The 18,007-nt window shown below is 69.7% G+C and carries 15 protein-coding genes and 1 pseudogene; 11 read left to right on the top strand and 5 right to left on the bottom strand.

Going from position 1 to position 18,007, the window contains the following annotated elements; genetic code table 11:
* Positions 1–227, top strand: a pseudogene (locus RWR81_RS09100) (aminoacyl-tRNA hydrolase); the annotation flags it as partial.
* Between the two features lie 190 nt (positions 228–417).
* Here RWR81_RS09100 and RWR81_RS09095 read toward each other — a convergent pair.
* The 5 genes from RWR81_RS09095 to RWR81_RS09075 all read right to left on the bottom strand — a co-directional run bounded on the left by RWR81_RS09095 (position 418) and on the right by RWR81_RS09075 (position 6,894).
* Complete coding sequence (locus RWR81_RS09095; RefSeq protein WP_314457051.1) at positions 418–1,875, bottom strand: serine hydrolase domain-containing protein; 1,458 nt, start codon at positions 1,873–1,875, stop codon at positions 418–420.
* A gap of 373 nt (positions 1,876–2,248) precedes the next feature.
* Positions 2,249–2,983, bottom strand: a complete 735-nt coding sequence (locus RWR81_RS09090; RefSeq protein ID WP_314457049.1) for a response regulator transcription factor — start codon at positions 2,981–2,983, stop codon at positions 2,249–2,251.
* Entirely contained in the window at positions 2,965–4,923 is a 1,959-nt protein-coding gene (locus RWR81_RS09085; RefSeq protein WP_314457047.1) for a histidine kinase, read from the bottom strand. The genes RWR81_RS09090 and RWR81_RS09085 overlap by 19 nt, the downstream gene beginning before the upstream one ends.
* 38 nt (positions 4,924–4,961) lie before the next feature.
* A complete protein-coding gene (locus tag RWR81_RS09080) occupies positions 4,962–5,840 on the bottom strand; it encodes an ABC transporter permease subunit (RefSeq protein WP_314457044.1) in 879 nt (292 codons plus the stop codon).
* A 76-nt stretch (positions 5,841–5,916) separates the two neighbouring features.
* Positions 5,917–6,894 carry an ABC transporter ATP-binding protein gene (locus RWR81_RS09075; RefSeq protein ID WP_314457042.1) on the bottom strand — a complete coding sequence of 326 codons (978 nt, stop codon included), beginning with the start codon at positions 6,892–6,894 and terminating at the stop codon, positions 5,917–5,919.
* A gap of 471 nt (positions 6,895–7,365) precedes the next feature.
* On the opposite strand from RWR81_RS09075, the gene RWR81_RS09070 reads away from it, so the two are divergent.
* The 10 genes from RWR81_RS09070 to RWR81_RS09025 form a co-directional block, all read left to right on the top strand.
* Positions 7,366–8,319, top strand: coding sequence for a Bax inhibitor-1/YccA family protein (locus RWR81_RS09070; protein WP_314457040.1), 954 nt, complete (start codon positions 7,366–7,368; stop codon positions 8,317–8,319).
* Positions 8,320–8,567: 248 nt separating this feature from the next.
* Positions 8,568–8,975 (top strand): FKBP-type peptidyl-prolyl cis-trans isomerase, encoded by a 408-nt coding sequence (locus RWR81_RS09065; protein ID WP_314457039.1) that lies wholly within the window; start codon positions 8,568–8,570, stop codon positions 8,973–8,975.
* Between the two features lie 238 nt (positions 8,976–9,213).
* Complete coding sequence (locus RWR81_RS09060; RefSeq protein WP_314457037.1) at positions 9,214–10,254, top strand: LD-carboxypeptidase; 1,041 nt, start codon at positions 9,214–9,216, stop codon at positions 10,252–10,254.
* Positions 10,255–10,652: 398 nt separating this feature from the next.
* Positions 10,653–10,787, top strand: coding sequence for a hypothetical protein (locus tag RWR81_RS09055; protein WP_314457035.1), 135 nt, complete (start codon positions 10,653–10,655; stop codon positions 10,785–10,787).
* 9 nt (positions 10,788–10,796) lie between these two features.
* Positions 10,797–11,153: a DUF2992 family protein gene (locus RWR81_RS09050; protein WP_314457033.1), complete on the top strand. Its 357-nt coding sequence runs from the start codon at positions 10,797–10,799 to the stop codon at positions 11,151–11,153.
* Between the two features lie 283 nt (positions 11,154–11,436).
* A complete protein-coding gene (gene ilvD / locus RWR81_RS09045) occupies positions 11,437–13,323 on the top strand; it encodes a dihydroxy-acid dehydratase (RefSeq protein ID WP_314457031.1) in 1,887 nt (628 codons plus the stop codon).
* 81 nt (positions 13,324–13,404) lie between these two features.
* Complete coding sequence (locus tag RWR81_RS09040; RefSeq protein WP_314457029.1) at positions 13,405–14,256, top strand: ATP-binding cassette domain-containing protein; 852 nt, start codon at positions 13,405–13,407, stop codon at positions 14,254–14,256.
* Positions 14,253–15,128, top strand: coding sequence for an ATP-binding cassette domain-containing protein (locus RWR81_RS09035; RefSeq protein ID WP_314457027.1), 876 nt, complete (start codon positions 14,253–14,255; stop codon positions 15,126–15,128). Before RWR81_RS09040 ends, RWR81_RS09035 begins: the two co-directional genes overlap by 4 nt.
* 48 nt (positions 15,129–15,176) lie before the next feature.
* Positions 15,177–16,733 carry an ABC transporter substrate-binding protein gene (locus RWR81_RS09030; protein WP_314457025.1) on the top strand — a complete coding sequence of 519 codons (1,557 nt, stop codon included), beginning with the start codon at positions 15,177–15,179 and terminating at the stop codon, positions 16,731–16,733.
* Positions 16,730–18,007, top strand: a 1,278-nt coding sequence (locus RWR81_RS09025) for an ABC transporter permease subunit (RefSeq protein WP_314457023.1), incomplete at its 3' end; no start/stop codon positions are given. The genes RWR81_RS09030 and RWR81_RS09025, both read left to right, overlap by 4 nt.

Here is an 18,007-nt window from a genome sequence, read left to right as displayed (position 1 = left end):
TGCGCTCCATCAGCAAGTCCGTCTCCACCAAGGACTACGCGCGCCTGCGCGTGGGTATCGGCCGCCCGCCGGGCCGCCAGGATCCTTCCGGCTTCGTCCTGTCCGACTTCCCCGGCCGCGAGCGCGCCGACCTCGGCGTGACCCTGGAGCGGGCCGCCGACGCCGTCGAGCAGGTCGTCACACTCGGTTTCGACGCCGCTCAGCAGCGCCTCCACGCGCCTCGCTGACGCGAGACAGCTTGCATTAAGGCGGGCAGGAGAGGTGCTCGAGGGCGCGGATGGTTGCTGAGGGTACCGGTCCCGCCCGATCCGTCGGCGGCTGTCCCGACGAGGTTGCCCGAGGCTAGGCCATGAGGCCGGTCTCGTAGGTGACGACGACGGTCTGCACCCGCTCGCGGACGATCGCTGCGTGAGCGTGCTAAGCCTTGGGCCAGGCGATGAAGACTGCCGCCATGAGCCAGGCCACCGCCAGCACCAGGCGCATCCACGCCCACCAGCGCAGGCGAGCGGGCAGCCATGGCAGCGCCCGCCATCGAACCAGCATCCGCAGCGCCGCATAGATGGCGGCCGCGGCCAAGAGGACGAATGTCCAGGACGGCACCACGTCCCATGGCCCGAGAACCGCCCCCACTAGTGCCCACGCTGTCAGGTCGGCGAGTCCGGCCGCCAGGGTTGCGCGCGAGCGCAGCCGTTCCGCGCTCACGAGTTCCATGAGAACGGCGACTACGGCGAGGGCGCCGATGATGGCGGTCGCGATCGACTGAGGGGCTTTGAAGGACTCGCTTAGACCCGGCCGCGTCAAGGGCGTCTGCGGATCTTGGATGAGCTGCTTGGCGAGCAGTCGTGGCAGTGGGCTGAACGTGTCAGCGGTGACGTAGACGGCGACCTGTCGAGCGGGGTCGATCATGAGCATGGTCGCGAAATCGGGGGCGCCTCCGTCGTGCTCGGCGACGGTTCGTCCGTCGATCTCCTCACTGTGCCAGGCAAGGCCGACTCTCTGGCCGTCGTCGGCGTCCCAGCGCGGCTCCATCGCTCGGGTCCCGCCAGGTGCTGTGCCCACCAGAAGGGCCTGGGCGTAGGCCGCCATGTCCGCCGACGTTGTCCAGGTCGCGGCCCCGGAAGGGAGCGATCCCTCCCCCACCCACGGCATGACATTGCGTCCGTTGCCAGCGTTCCCGGGAACGGCGTCGCCGGGGATCTGCGAGCGGGTGGATGCGAAGACGGTGTGGGTCATGCCGATCGGTTTCAGAAGACGGTCGGATACCAGCTCCCCCCAGGATCCGTATCCCGTGGCCCGTGCCAGGGCGTGACCGAGCAGCGTCGCGCCGAGGTCCGAGTACGAGTAGGTGCCCCTGTCGGTGAGGGAGGCCTTGCCCACTCGGGAGATGAACTCCTCGGTTGTCACCGAGGCGGTGTCGCCCCAACCGGTGAAGAAGTCCGCGTAGATGCGCGGCATGACCCCCGGAGGGAAGAGCGGCAGTCCGGCGCGGTGGGAGGCGAGCTCGCTGAGCGTCGTCCCGCCCGTCGGCGTCCCGGTCAGCTCTGGCAGGTAGGTCTCCAGACGATCATCCTCGCTGACCTCGCCGCGGGTGACGGCATCGGCGAGGAGCTGACCGGTGAAGGTCTTGGTGACGGAGGCCAGCCCCGATGGGGTGTCCGCGGCGGGCACATGATCTGAGGAGTCGTGGCCCAGGCCGGCGTGACGCACTCCGTCGGGAGTGATGACACTGACGTGGAGGGCGGTGGCGCCCGTCAGATCGCTCCCCAGGATGTCGTGAACCTGAGCGGCCAGGGCGCGGTCACCGGAGACGGCGTCGTCTAGACGGGGCGTGCGCGGGCCGACAACGAGGACGGCCAGGGCCAGGACGAGGGCCACGAGGAGGCAGACGGGGCGCGACGGCCATGGCAGGCGTGATGGTGGGCGCCCGTCGGGGGAGACCGGAGGGTCGGACCTGTGGGCGGGAGCCGGTGCCGGGGATGCTTCGAGGGGAGGGGGGAGTGATGATTGCGGTGTTCCATGATGCTGTATTCTCGTGCTAGAGAATGCGATGGGTGCTGCCTATCGGTGTATTGGGATGGTTCAGGAGCTTTAACGACACGACGTACGTCGAACGTCCCTGTTCGCGCAAAGAACCGTCACGCTCCTACCGGGCGGACATCGTCTTACTGTCGCTTCACCACCATGCTATGCGGCATTGTGCGCCGGGGTATGCATGATGGATCAGCCATCGCCCACAGAGGATCTCCGGTCAGGTCATGAGGCCGGTCTCGTAGGCGACGACGACGGCCTGGACTCGGTCGCGGACGTCGAGCTTGGCAAGCACGTTGCCCACATGGGTTTTGACAGTGGTGGCCGAGACAACGAGGTGCTCGGCGATCTCCGCATTCGACAGGCCCTGGCTCATGAGTACCAGGATCTCCTTCTCCCGTGGGGTCAGCGCGTCGATCCGCGAGTCCGAGATCCGGGGCGGCGCTCCCGAGCTCGGTAGAGAGGAGGCGAACATCTCCAGCATCCGCTGGGTGATGCGCGGTGAGACGACCGCCTCCCCGGAGGCCACTGTGCGGATCGCCTCGGCGAGCTCGGTGGGCCTGGTGTCCTTGAGCAGGAATCCCGAGGCCCCGGCGCGCAGCCCGGCGAAGGCGTAGTCGTCCAGGTCGAAGGTGGTCAGGATGAGGACGCGCGTGCCCGGGCACTCCCGGGTGATGAGCCCGGTGGCCTCGATGCCGTTCATGCCCGGCATGCGCACGTCCATGAGGATGATGTCGGGGTTCAACGCCTTGGCCTGCGCCAGGGCGGCCGTCCCGTCGGATGCCTCGCCGACGACGTTGATGTCGTCCTCGGCCTCCAGGACCATGCGGAAGCCCATCCGCATGAGCGCCTGGTCGTCGGCGAGCACGACGCTGATCGGACCGCTGACGGCACCGGGTCTGTCGGTCCTGCCGGGCCGGGGAGGTTCACCGTTAGTCACAGGGGTGTCTGCCACGAGGAGGTCCCTTCGTCATACTCATCCCAGCGCAGGACAGCGCGGACTTGCCAGCCAGTGGGGGTCGGGCCAGCCTGTACGGTCCCACCATAGACCGATGCGCGCTCCCGCATGCCGATGAGTCCCTTCCCGGAGCCGTGCATCGGGCGTGTCCCGGGAGCCGCCTCGTTGTCCACGGTCAGGATCACGGTTCCGATGTGCCGCCTGACGTCGACGCTGACGGCCGGTGTCGTCGGGGCGTAGCGCAGCACGTTGGTCAGAGCCTCCTGGGCGATGCGGAAGAGAGTGAGCTGGAGTGTCTTGTCCTCCGGGAGGGACGCGCCGACCCACCGGTAGCTGACGGGGACGCCCGCCGTCTCGAAGCGCCTGACCAGGTCGGCGATGTCGGCCTGCTCGGGGGCCGGTGCCAGCGGCAGCTCCCCCCGGGAGCGGTCGGCCCCGCCGTCGGTGGCCTGCAGCCGCAGGCTCGTGATGGGGGCGCTGGGCTCCACCGGTACCACCGTCCCCGGTGGTGCGAACTCGGGCACCGGTACGTCGCGGACCTCGTGGTCCCGGGCTGACGACGCGGAGGTCGCAGAAGGAGCGGACAGGTCCGGTGAGCTCGTCCTCCCCCCGCGACGCCACCGGGGGCGACTCGGTGAAGCGGGACGGTCGGAGCCTGTGGTCGCCCCCGATTCCGCTGTGGGGCAGGCCGCAGGCTCCGCGGAGTCGGCAGTGGGGCCTGTGGCGACCGACGGGTCCTCCCGCAGGACCCCCACCAGGCGCCGGGTATCCGCCAGAGCACTGCGCCCGGCCTCCGCCAGGGTCTCCATGGCCTGCTTGGCGGTGGCGGGGTTGCGCTCCACGGTGGCGGACGCACCGTCGGCCATGGTGATCATGACGGCCAGGGAGTGGGCGATGACGTCGTGCATCTCCCGGGCGATACGGCTGCGCTCCTCGGCTGCCGCCAGCAGTGCACCTTGTTCGCGGGCCAGTGCTACTCGGGCCGAGCGGGTCTCCAGCGCCTCGATGCGCAGGCGGGCGTTGCGGGTGTTAAGGCCCACCAGGGTGCCGATAGTCATGACGAGGGCGGCGAGGGTCATTTCACGAATGAACGATTCAAGCGTGAAGGAGGGGTCCTTGAGGATGATAGTCGCGCTGCACACGCCCATGGTGACGGCCCATGTCGTCCAGGCGATAGTCGGTCTGCAGTGCGAGGCGATCGTGCCCAGCGTGATGGGGACGCCCAACCAGGTCATGAATCCGACACTGAGAGCGATGTATATCGATTCATCCTGGGTGATGGGAAGAATCGCATCGATGACGGCCTGGTGGATCTCCGGGAGGATGAGGAGTGCCGCCCATATCCAGACGGGGAAGCGTCTCCGTAACGCCAGCGCCACCCCGGAGAGTCCCAGCACGAGGATTGTCAAGGGCAGTACTGAGCCATAGGTGCTCGCCAGTTTGCTCTCGGTCAGAAGAGTGAAAACCCCCAGAAGATTTAATGCAGTGACTCCGAGGGCGATGAGGATGTCGACCATTGCCGGGTGGCGGTGGTACCAGCGTCTGACCGCTCCCAGCAGGCCCCTGGGGGTCAGGCGCGACTGGAGCTCCGAGTCATCATTCGCGCGCGCCTCGGCGGCGGGGCGTCCGGGCTGGGGACTGGGCAGCTGGCTGGACATGGGGCTCAGTGTCTCATTCCACGGGGTTGTCATCGACGGCGACTTCCGCCGTTGAGACTTCTGTCGCCGGCGGGGGCGGTTCGTCTGCTCGGCATCTGGGGCGGTGGGTGGTGAGTGGCCGGTGACGGGGGCCGTCGTCGGTAGGGAGCGGACCATGGCCCGCAGGAGGGCCGGGTTGGTCAGGGCTGAGCGGAGCGCGGCCGCCGTCTCGGGAGAGCCGGAGCTCTCCCGAGACGCGGTGGAGGGGGAGATCGTGTGAGGAGGTGTGGGGGCTGACATGGGTCATGACCTCCGTTTGCTGTGGGCGGTTCGCCGGCTCAGGCGTCGCGTCGGGAGAAGACGAGCCAGGCGGCGATGACTGGGATGATCGCCCAGGCGGCGAAGATCGCGATGGCCTGGCTCTGGGTGAGGGAGTGGGTGCCGTCGCTCCAATTGATGGACAGGTCGGAGAGGGCCGCGGCGACGCTTCGGGGCAGGCACTCCATGAGCTTGCCGGCCCATTCCCACTTCTGGGACATCATCTGGAGCGGGAGGTCAGCGACGAACAGGAGGGAGACGATCATGGTGATGGCGCCGGCGGTGGAGCGCAGCAGGAAGCCGATGCCCAGGGCCATCAGGGCGATGCCCACGCAGTCCAGGCCCGAGCCCAAGATGTAGGCGGAGTAGTCCCAGTCGGTGAGTGAGCCGGCGTGCTCGCCGAGGAAGGGCTTGGAGATCGCCCAGGACAGGAGGACGGACCCCGATCCCAGGAGGAAGGCGACGACGCTCAGGACCACGGCCTTGGACAGCAGGAGCCGTCCGCGTCTGGGTACGGCGGCCAGGGAGGAGCGGATCTGTCCGGAGGCGTACTCCCCGGTGATGATGAGGGCTCCCAGCACCGCCACCACGATCCGCCCGAAGGTCAGACCGAAGGTGATCATGAGCTTGCTCACTTCCAGGTACTTCTCGGACTGTGCGAAACCGATGGCGGTACCGGCACTGAACAGGACGATCAGGGCGACGGCGACGAAGGAGGTGATCCAGGTCGAGCGCAGGGTCCAGAACTTGACCCACTCCGCGGCGATGGAGCGTAGGAGGGTCTGGCGGCCCGTGATCGTCGAGGCGACGGGTCTGGGGGCGGTGCTTCCGACAGCGGTTCGCAGGGCGGCGCCCGCGGTGATGCTCGCCGGGGCATTGGCGGGGGTGCTGGTAGTCATGACAGGACTTTCTGGTGCGAGATGAATGGGACGAATGGTGACCGGCGGCCTGGCTCCGCGGTCTGACGCAGGGGCCTCAGCGCCGGGGGGCGCTCTGCCGCGCCGGCTGCTGTACCGGCTGCCCCTGGGCCTGGGGCACCCCCTGGTGGGTGAGGTCGGTGCGGTACTCCACGGAGTCGTTGGTCAGGGTCAGGTAGGCCTCTTCGAGGCTGGCGCGGATGGTGGTGAGCTCGTGCAGGACGATGCCGTTCTTGGCGGCGATCTCGCCGATGGTGGCGGCGGTGGTCGCGGTGGTCTCCAGGACGCTGGGCTCAACGGGGCGCGCGGCCAGCTTGTGGGAGGCCATGAGCTCGGCGAGCCGGGAGGCCTGGGGGGAGGCCACGCGCACGCGGTCGGTGGTGGCCGAGGCGATGACGTCGTCGACCGGGCCGGACGACAGGATGCGGCCGCGGCCGATGACCAGGAGGTGGTCGGCGGTCAGTGCCATCTCGCTCATCAGGTGCGAGGAGATGAACACGGTGCGGCCCTCGCCGGCCAGACGACGGCAGGTATCACGCACCCACTTGACGCCCTCGGGGTCCAGGCCGTTGACGGGCTCGTCGAACAGGAGCACGCCGGGGTCGCCCAGCAGGGCTGCGGCGATGCCCAGGCGCTGGCCCATGCCCAGGGAGAAGCCCTTGACACGCTTCTTGGCCACTGAGGTCAGGCCGGTGATCTCCAGGACCTCGTCGACCCGCTTGGCGGGGATGCCGTTGGAGGCGGCCAGCTGGCGCAGGTGGCTACGGGCGCTGCGCGATCCGTGCAGGCCCTTGGCGTCCAGCAGGGCGCCGACCTCGCACAAGGGGGCGGACAGCTCCCGGTAGGGACGCCCGTTGACGGTGACCTTGCCGTTAGTGGGCTTGTCCAGGCCCATGATCATGCGCATCGTGGTGGACTTGCCCGCCCCGTTGGGGCCCAGGAACCCGGTCACCGTGCCGGGCTCCACGGTGAAGGAGACGTTGTCCACCGCGGTCTTGTCGCCGTAGCGCTTGGTGAGATTGACTGCCTCGATCATGATGTTCCCTCTCGGAAGTAGGCCTTGGTGAAGGCGGGTGATACGTGTCAGCGGCCGCGGGTGCCGGGCTCAGGCCCTCGCTGCTTGTCCGCTGCTGTTCTGCGGTCGGTCGCCCCGGTGGGTCCACCGGGCTCCGGCCTGATGGCTCCAGCCTAGGAGGGCACTGCCACCGGCGGATCGGCCGGGGTGACGAACCCGCGACCGGCCGGGGCGACCTTCAGGTGGATGCGGATCCTCCTGGAGGATGAGAACCGATCAGTTGTTGACCGATCGCCGGAGTCGGGGCCGCCGGTGCGCATGGGGACGTTTCCCCGAATCGCTACGTCGTCAGGGAAAAGAGTTTCCCTCCGTGCACTGGAGATGCGCATAATGATGTCAGTTTCCGGCAGCGGCCCAGCGGGTCGGCCGGGCTGTGAGCGGCGGTCCTTCCAGTCCGCTCGTCCCAGACCCCTCAGAGAGGATGAGAGGATCATGAGCAACCCATTCTTCAGCCGCAGCACCGCCTTTCAGGCCGGCGGCCGGGCGCCCGGGGCGGCCCCGACCCAGACACCCAACGGCTACCCCACGATGCCCGGCTACCAGGCCGGTCAGTACGGCCGGCAGGCCACCGGCTACGAGCCTCAGTACGGGCAGTACGGGCAGAGTGTCGATTACGGCCAGGTGAGCCCCGATCAGGTGGCCGGCCTGGAGGCCCAGTACCAGGCGCCGTCAGCCACCAACGCGGACATGCGTCGCATGACCTACGACGACGTCATCATCCGTACCGTCGGTATGTTCGCCGTCATCCTGGCCTCGGGCGCCCTGTCCTGGAACCTGGTCACCAGTACCGATGAGTCGACCGCCGGACTGGGGGCCATGGCGATGCTCGCCGGTGTCTTCGGCAGTCTGATCCTGGGGCTGGTCAACTCCTTCAAACGGGAGCCCTCCCCGGCCCTCATCCTGACCTATGCGGTCTTCGAGGGCCTCATGCTCGGCGGCCTGTCCGGCTTCATGGAGGCCCGCTACGAGGGCATCGTCATCCAGGCTGTGCTGGCAACAGTGGCGACCTTCGCCATCATGCTCGCCGCCTACTCCTACGGCGGATTCCGGGTTCAGGGACGGTGGCGTCGGGTTCTGATCGTGGCCTCGCTCGGCTACGGGCTTTTCTGTCTGATCAACCTCGGTCTCATGATGACCGGCGTGACCACCGGGGCCTGGGGGCTGCGCTCCATCACGATCATGGGGATCCCGTTGGGGGTCGTCCTTGGCATCTTCGCCGTCATCATGGCCTCCTTCTTCCTGGCGGTCGACTTCGAGTCCATTGACAACGGGGTCCGCAACGGGCTGCCCCGGCGCTACGCCTGGGCAGCGGCCTTCGGTCTGGTGGTCACCATCGTGTGGCTCTACGTGGAGTTCCTCCGCCTGTTGAGATACTTCCGCGACTGAATCAAGCCGAGAGGGCTCCGGGCGGATCCGGTCCGGCTGGCTCATTTCGTCATCTCGGTCGGGGCCGGGACGCCATGCCCAGGCATGCGTTCCGGCCCCGCCGCGCAGTCGGTGGCTGCTCCGCGGACGTCCCGGCAGTCGCCCGGACATGTTCCGGAGTATCGTGAGGTGCCTGGTGCTGTGCACACTTCGCGCCGGGCCGAGGTCCGCTGCGGCGTCGGATGGAGTCCCTCACGTAGGCTCTCCGCATGATCAACACCAATATGCCCTCCGTCGAGGGCGCCAAGGGCTCCAAGCCCACACTCACCTTCCCTGGTTCCGAGGCTCCCGAGGGGCTGCAGGTCCAGGTGCTCGACGCCGGCGACGGCCAGGTGGTCGAGGCCGGTGACACGATCGTGGCCCACTACCTGGGGCAGATCTGGGGCGGCGACGTCTTCGACAACTCCTACGACCGCGGTCAGCCGCTGAACTTCCAGGTCGGCGTCGGCATGGTCATCCGCGGCTGGGACGACGCCCTCGTGGGCCAGCGCGTGGGTTCGCGCCTCCTGCTGTCCATCCCCTCCGCCCTCGGCTACGGCGCCCGTGGCGTCCCGCAGGCCGGCATTCGCGGCGGCGACACCCTTGTCTTCGTCACCGAGATCCTGGGCGTTCTGTAAGCAGGCGCGAGGGCCTCTCGTCCGCCCCTGGGTGGCTCAGCATCCACCTGCGGATGGTTGGCAGATACGTGGATAAGTGGATCGTCGACGTCACGGACATCGCCACAACGGTCGCGGGCCCCGAGCCCCGCCCAAGGTCGACGTCGAGGCCCTGACCCATGAGCGCCCGTGCCCTGTCGTTCGAGCTCACCTGCCGGGATGCTTGCCTGTCTCCTCACACGACTGCTGTAATGGCGCGATGAAGCTGCTTCCGCCCAAGGCCTGTTCCGGTGATCGCGTCGCGATCCTGTCCCCGTCCCTGGCGGCACCGGCCTTCGCTCCGGCGGTTCACGAGCAGGCCATGGCCAGGCTCACCGCTCTCACCGGCCTGGTCCCCGTGGAGTACCCGACCACGAGGCAGCTCGGCGCCTCGCCCGAGGAACGCGCCCGTGACATCAATGCCGCCTTCGCCGATCCAAGCATCCGCGCGATCGTGGCGACCGTGGGCGGCGATGACCAGATCGCGGTCATACCGCACCTCGACGGCGCCGCGGCCCTGTCGGACCCCAAGCCCTTCCTCGGGTACAGCGACAATACGAACCTCCACCAGTGGCTGTGGTCGCTGGGCATCGCCAGCTTCTACGGCGGCTCCACCCAGGTCCACGTCGGCCCGGGCCCACACGTCGACCCGATCCACCTCGACTCGCTGCGGGCTGCGTTGCTGACCGGGGCTGAGCTGGAGATCACTGAGCCCGGGGAGTCCGAGGACATCGGGCAAGACTGGCTCGATCCCCGTGCCCTCACCGAGTTCGGTGAGCGCGAGGCCACCGAGCCCTGGACCTGGGCGGGCCCGTCCCGCTCGGTGACCGGCCCCACCTGGGGCGGTTGCCTCGAGGTGCTCCAGTGGGTGCTGACCGCCGGCAGGTTCCCGGCCGACCCCCACGTCCTGGACGGCGCCGTCATGCTCATCGAGACCTCCGAGATGCTCCCGTCGGCTTCTGAGGTGGGGTGGATCCTGCGCGCCATGGGCGAGCGCGGACTGCTGGCCGCCGTCGACGCGGTCCTCGTGGCCCGCCCGCCCGCCTCCTCGTTGGAGGACCGCCGGGACGCCCCGGCCAGGGCCCGCTTCCGAGCAGAGCAGCGCGACGCCGTCGTCGAGACCATCGGGCACTACAACCCTGAGGCGGTCATCTGCGTAGGGGTCCCCTTCGGACACACCCGCCCCCAGTGGATCGTGCCGCACGGTGGAACCATGACTCTTGATGGCGCCTCACACCGGATCACTGCCAGCTACGCCTGAACGGCTAGGGGCGAGCGCCTCTCAGGTCCAGCCGTCGACCGCGACCGCTGCCACGGGGCTCCGGCTGCTCCCCCGGGGTAGTCGAAACGCTCGCCCCAAGGAGACGTCCGTGCCTCCGATGCAGGCACGAGGGCGTCGTTACGTGCCCTCCGGCGGCTCGGCCCGGCGATAGCTGCGATAGTCTGAGGGTGGCGCACTTGCGCACACCCGGTAGCGCGAACTGCACGGTCCGGAGGAAGTCCGGATGACGCCGTCGGGGCTGCAGGCCCCGGACCTGCCCCAACCTCGTCGTGGGCAAGCGATAACCAGGCGTTCGTCACCTCGCGGCCGCCGTTCATCGGCCGCCGCGGGGACTCCTGCTGCGCCGGGTGCGATCCCTCGCACCCGAAGGAGCCCGTATGTCCGTCTCCGACAACCAGGCCGGCGTCCCCGTCAGCATCTCGGCCCAGTTCACCCTCTACTTCGACGGCCGCTTCTGGGTCGGCGTTCTCGAGCACCACGAACGTCATCGTGGCGGTGACATGATCGGTTAGGAGATCACTGTGCGGGCGGTGCGGCACGTCTTCGGCGCCGAGCCCAGTGACGTCGAGCTTTACGACTTCCTCCTGGCCCGCAGCGGCGAGCTCATCGACCGTGCCACAGCTTCTCCTCCGGCGCCGGCATCCAGATCGGCGGGCTCGTCGTCTCGTCACCCCAACCCCAAGCGCGCCGCCCGACAGGCCGCCAAGGAGGCCGCCCGGGCGCGCCCATCCACGGCCGCGCAGGCCGCACTGGCCGCTGCCCGTGAGGAGACCGCGACCCGTGCCTCCCGTGACCGGAGTCGACGTCGTCGCCAGAAGGCGGACGAGGACTGGGCTCGACGTCGTCAGCGGGCCAAGCGTCGTCACCGCGGCCGATGACTGTGCCAGGAGTGTCTGCCCCGGCACGCACAGTCACGCAAGTCGAGTGTTCCGGAAATACTGGCCGCGATGGCCTCGGGATCGGCATCGACGTCGAGGCGGGAGAGCCCCCGGAACCGCGCCGGGTCGGCGGTATCACGTCTCAGGGACGGATCTCGGTGCGTCAGGACGGGCCGGTGGGGGATACGCTGTGGCAACACGGCGTCGTGAAGCGCTGGCCATTCCCCTGCGGCCGGCTCCTTGCGACGCCGTTCCAGTCCGCCTGCCCGAAAAGGAACCGCTCATGCCGCAGTACCGCAGCGCCACCTCCACCCATGGCCGCAACATGGCGGGCGCCCGTGCGCTGTGGCGGGCCACGGGCGTCAAGGACTCCGACTTCGGTAAACCTATCATCGCCATCGCGAACTCCTTCACCCAGTTCGTCCCCGGGCACGTGGGCCTGCGCGACGTCGGACGCCTCGTGGCCACCGAGATCGAGGCCGCCGGCGGCCTGGCCAAGGAGTTCAACACGATCGCTGTCGACGACGGCATCGCCATGGGCCACGACGGCATGCTCTACTCCCTTCCCAGCCGCGACCTCATCGCCGACTCCGTGGAGTACATGGTCAGCGCCCACTGCGCCGACGCCCTCGTGTGCATCTCCAACTGCGACAAGATCACCCCGGGCATGCTCATGGCCGCCATGCGCCTCAACATCCCGGCCATCTTCATCTCCGGTGGCCCCATGGAGTCGGGCAAGATGACCGCCGCCGACGGCACCACCCGCAAGCTCGACCTCATCGACGCCATGATGGACGCCGCCGACCCCACGGTCGCCGACGAGACCATCAGCGCCATCGAGCGCCTGGCCTGCCCCACCTGCGGCTCCTGCTCGGGCATGTTCACCGCCAACTCCATGAACTGCCTCACCGAGGCCCTCGGGCTGGCTCTGCCCATGAACGGCACCCTGCTGGCCACCCACGCCGACCGCGGCGAGCTCTTCAAGCGGGTCGGCCACCAGATCGTCGAGATCACCCGGGCCTACTACGAGCACGACGACGACTCCGTCCTGCCGCGCTCCATCGCCACCAAGGCCGCCTTCGAGAACGCCATGAGCCTGGACATCGCCATGGGCGGCTCGACCAACACCGTCCTGCACCTGCTGGCCGCCGCCCAGGAGGCCGAGGTCGACTTCACCATGGCCGACATCGACCGCCTCTCGCGCAAAGTCCCCCACCTGGCCAAGGTCGCGCCGTCGACGAACCTCTACCACATCGAGGACGTCCACCGCGCCGGCGGTATCATCGGCATCCTCGGCGAGCTCGACCGCGGCGGACTGCTGGAGACCACCACCCCCAACGTCCTGGGCACCACCCTGGGCGACGAGCTCGCCGCCTACGACATCGCCCGCCCCGGCCCCGACGGCGTCCCCGGCTCCCAGGTCAGCGAGGAGATCCGCACCGGCTACCTCGCCGCCCCCGCCGGCGTGCGCACCACCGAGATGTTCTCCCAAGCCTCCCGCTGGGAGTCCCTCGACACCGACCGCACAGGCGGCTGCATCCGCGACATCGAGCACGCCTACTCCGCCGACGGCGGCCTGGCCGTCCTCTTCGGCAACATCGCCGAGAAGGGCTGCATCGTCAAGACCGCCGGCGTCGATGAGTCGATCCTGACCTTCTCCGGGCCCGCCGTCGTCTTCGAGTCCCAGGAGGACGCCGTCGCCGGGATCCTTGGCAAGCAGGTGACGTCCGGTGACGTCGTCATCATCAGCCACGAGGGACCTCGCGGCGGCCCCGGCATGCAGGAGATGCTCTACCCGACCACCTACATCAAGTCCATGCACCTGGGTAAGGAGTGCGCCCTGCTCACCGACGGGCGCTTCTCCGGGGGCACCTCCGGCCTGAGCATCGGCCACGTCTCCCCGGAGGCGGCGGCCGGCGGACTCATCGGCCTGGTGCGCAGCGGCGACATCATCGACATCGATATCCCGCGCCGCTCCATCTCCGTGCGACTGAGCGATGAGGAGATCGAGCGTCGTCGCGCCGAGGAGGAGGCCCGCGGCGAGGCCGCCTGGACCCCGCACGTGGACCGCCCCCGCAAGGTCTCTGCGGCACTGCGCGCCTACGCGATGCTCGCCACCAGCGCCGACCTGGGCGCCGTGCGCGACCTCAAGCGCCTCGGAGTCAAGTAGCCCGAACGGGTCGGCGGTGACGGTCCGGGCTGACCAACTGCATATTTGAAAATCGTTGTCACTCGCATCTAGGGTTTGCGTGTGGCAATCGTTCTCAGATCGCTGGTGGTGAGCTCCGGCGACAAGGCGCTGGTCGATGGCGTCGACCTGCACCTCGCGCCCGGCAGCCGGACCGCCCTGGTCGGCGCCTCCGGTGCCGGCAAGTCCCTCACCTGCGCTGCGCTCGCGGGCACCCTCCCGGCCTCGCTGGAGGCCGCCGGCTCTCTGGTCGTCGAAGCCGATGACGTTGATTCTGACAACGGATCGCGCGCGGACTTCGACCAAGGAGGAGATGCGGGCGGCGTCAACCTACTGGGGCTTCCTGCCGCGCGGCGTCCCCGCAGCAGCCGTATCGCCCTCGTCGCGCAGGACCACTCGACCGCCCTGCACCCGCTCATCGCGGTCGGTCGCCAGATCTCCCTGGCCTCCCGGGCCGCCGGGCGCACCCGGGGCGAGGCCGATCAGCGCGCCATCGACTACCTCTACGCCGTCGGGCTCGACGAGTCCTTCGCCGACCGCGTCCCCGGGCGCCTCTCCGGAGGCCAGCGTCAACGCATCAGCCTGGCCCTGGCCCTGGCCACCGAGCCCTCCCTCATCATCGCCGACGAGCCCACCACTGCCCTCGACGTCGTCGCTCGAGCCGAGATCCTTGAGCTCCTGAGCTCCCTCATCAGCCTGCCCGAGGCCCCCGCCCTGCTCCTCATCACCCACGATCTGCCCGCCGCCGCCCTCTGCGAGAACATCGTCGTCCTCCACGACGGCACCGTCATCGAGTCGGGAAACACCCAGGCCGTTCTGACCCATCCCGAGCACCCGGTCACGGCCGCCATGTGCGAGGCCGCCGCCGAGGAGACCATCGACGGGGCCCTGGCCGCAGCGGGAGCCGCCGCATGAGCGGGCTTGAGACCCGTGGCCTGACGCGCTCCCACCCCGGGCTGGGCGGCGAGCGGCGCGCGGTGCTGCGCGGCGTGGACCTGAGCCTGGAGCCGGGGGAGAACGTGGCACTCATCGGGCGTTCGGGATGCGGCAAGACGACGCTGCTGCGGGCACTGCTACTGCTCGACTCCCCGGGCCCGGGAGATGCGGGTGAGATCCTGCTCGACGGTGAGCCCGCGCGCCGAGGTGGTGCCCGAGCGCTGCGGGCCTTCCGGCGGGTGGTGCAGTACGTGCCCCAGGACGCCGCCGCCACGCTCGACCCGCGCCGCTCGGTGCTGGCACAGGTGACCACCCCGCTGCGAACCCTGGAGGTGGTGCACGATCGCGAGGAGGCCGTCTGTCGAGCCCGGCAGATGCTGGAGAGCCTTGATGTTCGGCACGAGATCTGGGAGAGCCGACCGTACGAGATCTCCGGTGGCCAGGCTCAGCGGGTCTCCATCGCCCGAGCGCTGGCCCTGTCCCCGCGCTATCTCCTGCTCGACGAGCCGGTCTCCGGGCTGGACCCCGCCCTGCGCCGCCAGACCCTCGACCTGCTCGCCTCCATCGAGGCCGACGCCGAAGCCGGCAAAAGCGTTGAGACGGAGCCCGATGCCAAGGCCGGCGCCCGACCCGCCCGGGTCGGCGACCGCGCCGTGCCCGCCCCAGCCCTGCTGGTGGTGTCGCACGACCTGGCCGCCGTCGCCCGCGTCTGCCAGCGGGCCCTGGTCATGGCCGACGGCGCCATCGTCGAGGACGCTCCCATGCGCCGCCTCCTCACCGAGCCCAGCCACCCGGCCACCCGTGCCCTGCGCGACGCCGTCCCCACCCTGCCGACCGCCACAACCGACTGACGACCTCCCCGACCGATGACACCCCGACACAGGCCCGAAGGAGCATCCATGTCCTTGCCCGCCCCCGCCGTCACTCGCCGCCAGGTCCTCGCCGCCCTCAGCATCGGAGTCGGCGCCGCCGCCATCGCCTCCTGCTCGCGCAGCTCGTCGGGCGACGGCCGTATCCGCCTGGCCATGTTCCACGCCCCCGAGAGCAAGCTCAACCCGCTCACCAACGACGGCTCCAAGCTCGTTCGCTGGTCCTGCGCCGAGAGCCTCACCAAGCTCACCGCCGACGGCGACGCCCAGGAGCTGCTCGCCACCACCTGGAAGCGCGAGGACGAGACCACCTGGCGCCTCACCCTGCGTGAGGGCGTCACCTTCCACGACGGCACCGCCCTGAGTGCCGAGAACGCGGCCTCCGCCCTCACCTTCGCCGCCACGGCCGCCAAGCCGCCGCGAGTCCTGGACGGAGTCAAGCTCACCGCGAAGGCCGACGGCAAGGATCTCCTCCTGACCACCGCGGCCCCCGACCCCCTCATGCCGCAGCGCCTCTCCAGTCCCCAGCTCGTCATCCTGTCCCCGGCCGCCTACCCGAGCTCCGCCGACGGCGCCATCGACCCCGTCGGCCACGGTACCGGCGCCTTCATCCTCAAGCAGGCCAACGGCTCCTCCGGCGCCACCCTGGAACGCAACGACAAGTACTGGGGCACGAAGGCCACCGCCCCGGGCATCGACGTCACCTACGTGCCCGACGGCGCTGCCCGCGGAAACGCCCTGCGCACCGACACCGCCGACATTGTCGAGGCCGTCCCCGTCGCTCAGGCCGGCAACGTGGACAAGAACCTTCTCCACGAGGTGTCCACGCCGCGCACCTCCACCCTCTATCTCAACACCCGATCCGGCCCCTTCGCCGACCCGGCCCTGCGCGCCGCCGCCCGCAACGCCGTCGACCCCGCCGCCCTCATCAAGACCGTCTTCGAGGGTCACGCCGACTCTCCTGTCGGACTCCTGGGGCCGGCCGTGCCCTGGGCCGCCGACCTACGCACCTGGAAGAAGGAGACCTACCCCGGCGCCTCGGGTGCGGCCGCCTCCGGCAAGGTCCCCGGCGCCACCGCCGTCGGAAGCGTCCCCGCTGGAACCGCCATCACCCTGGCCTCCTACACCGACCGCCCCGAGCTCGGCGAGATGGTCCCCCTCCTGGCCCAGCAGCTCGAGGCCGTCGGCTTCAAGGTCACTCAGGACGTGCGCGAGTACAACCAGATCGAGTCCGATGCCCTGGCCGGCACGTTCGACGCCGTCCTCGTATCGCGCTCCACCGTCCTGGACTCCGGCGACGCCGTCGCCTATATGAGCGCCGACTTCTCCTCCTCCGGCTCCTACTCCATGAGTGGGCTGTCTGACCCGAACGTCGACGCCGCCATCTCCAAGGCTGCAGCCATTGAGCCCGGTGACGAGCGGCGCCAGGCCATCATGGCCGCAGAGCAGGCCGTCCTCGTCACCGGTGCCGCCATCCCGCTCGCCCACGAGCGCGTCCTCCAGGGCGAGGCATCCGGTGTCTCGGGCGCCGAGCGCGACCCGGGTGAGCGCGACCTCATCACCTCGGCCACGACCGTGAAGAAGTGAGGGGCGTGCTCACCCGGGTCGCCAGGCGTCTGCGCGCAGGCCACGACGTCGTCACCGGCATCTCGCGCCTGCTCGCCCTTGCCTGCCTCGTCGGCCTGGTGGGCATGCTGCCGTGGCTCTCGGGCAAGGACCCGGCCCTGACGATCCTGCGCGCCACCTCCTCCGACCGGGAGCCCACGCCGGAGGTCCTGGAGTCCATCCGTAAGAGCATCGGGATCGACGGAGGTCCCCTCCACGTGATCGGCCACTGGCTCGCCGGCCTGGCCCGCGGCGACCTGGGACGCTCCTGGGTCTCGGGAGCCGCCGTAGGGCCGGATGCCGTCGACGCATTCGGGGTCTCCCTGAGCCTCATGGCCGCCGCGCTCGGCGTCGGACTGATCATTGCCGCCGCCCTGGTCCTGCCCGCCCTGCGTGATGGACTGCGAGGGCGTCCCCGGCCCCGCGGCGGCGCCGCCTCCGCGGTCCTCATCTCCTTGCCCGAGTACCTCCTGGCCCCGATCCTCATGCTTGTCCTGGCCGTCTACCTCCGGGTCCTGCCGCCCTTCGGGTGGGGCGGCCCCGAGAAGATCATCATGCCCGCCCTCAGCCTGGGACTGCCCGCCGGCGGCTACCTCGGCGGACTCGTCTCCGACGCCGTCACCACCACCTTCTCCGAACGCTGGGTGGCCACCTGGTCCACCGCCGGCATCCGAGGCCGGGCCCTGGCCGGGGCCGTCCTGCGGCGGGCCCTGGCACCACTGACCGGGCAGGTGGCGCTCGTCGTCGTCGCCCTGACCGGCGGTGCGGTCGCCGTGGAGAAGATCTTCGCCATCCCGGGACTGGGTCGCGAGCTGCTGGACGCCGCCTCCGCCCAGGACGTGCCGGCTCTCCAGGCCCAGATCCTGCTGCTGCTCGCCCTGGCGCTGACCACCGGCGTCATCGCCGGAGCGGTCCGACGCCTCCTCATGGGGCGGGCCGCTGGGGCGGGCGGACTCACAGCACCGCCTCCGGTGGAGCACCCGGGGCGGGCTGCCCGCGTCATCGCCGTCAGCGGTGCCGCCCTGCTGGCCCTCATGGTGACCGTCGGGATCCGGCGCGACCCCTACGCCGTTGTCGCGGACAAGCTCGCGGAGCCCAGTGCCGCCCTTCCGCTGGGGGCCGACTCGCTCGGGCGCGACGTGCTGGCACGGGTGGCTCACGGGGCCGTGTCCACGGTGAGCGGTGCCGTCGTCGTCACGATGGTGTGCTTCGTCATCGCCATACTGGTGGGCCTGGCACCGCGGGCGGCCACGGGG

The organism is uncultured Actinomyces sp. (assembly GCF_963526355.1).
Taxonomy (GTDB): Bacteria; Actinomycetota; Actinomycetes; order Actinomycetales; family Actinomycetaceae; genus Actinomyces.
Note: the sequence above shows the minus strand (reverse complement) of the source record. Positions and strands in the feature narration are given on the sequence as shown.

What these genes read in the sequence shown, in the direction of transcription:
- RWR81_RS09085 (WP_314457047.1), bottom strand. Translation starts at nt 4,923, where the DNA reads ATGTCAGCCCCCACACCTCCTCACACGATCTCCCCCTCCACCGCGTCT.
- RWR81_RS09080 (WP_314457044.1), bottom strand. Translation starts at nt 5,840, where the DNA reads ATGACTACCAGCACCCCCGCCAATGCCCCGGCGAGCATCACCGCGGGC.
- RWR81_RS09075 (WP_314457042.1), bottom strand. Translation starts at nt 6,894, where the DNA reads ATGATCGAGGCAGTCAATCTCACCAAGCGCTACGGCGACAAGACCGCG.
- RWR81_RS09070 (WP_314457040.1), top strand. Translation starts at nt 7,366, where the DNA reads ATGAGCAACCCATTCTTCAGCCGCAGCACCGCCTTTCAGGCCGGCGGC.
- RWR81_RS09065 (WP_314457039.1), top strand. Translation starts at nt 8,568, where the DNA reads ATGATCAACACCAATATGCCCTCCGTCGAGGGCGCCAAGGGCTCCAAG.
- RWR81_RS09060 (WP_314457037.1), top strand. Translation starts at nt 9,214, where the DNA reads ATGAAGCTGCTTCCGCCCAAGGCCTGTTCCGGTGATCGCGTCGCGATC.
- RWR81_RS09055 (WP_314457035.1), top strand. Translation starts at nt 10,653, where the DNA reads ATGTCCGTCTCCGACAACCAGGCCGGCGTCCCCGTCAGCATCTCGGCC.
- ilvD (WP_314457031.1), top strand. Translation starts at nt 11,437, where the DNA reads ATGCCGCAGTACCGCAGCGCCACCTCCACCCATGGCCGCAACATGGCG.
- RWR81_RS09035 (WP_314457027.1), top strand. Translation starts at nt 14,253, where the DNA reads ATGAGCGGGCTTGAGACCCGTGGCCTGACGCGCTCCCACCCCGGGCTG.
- RWR81_RS09030 (WP_314457025.1), top strand. Translation starts at nt 15,177, where the DNA reads ATGTCCTTGCCCGCCCCCGCCGTCACTCGCCGCCAGGTCCTCGCCGCC.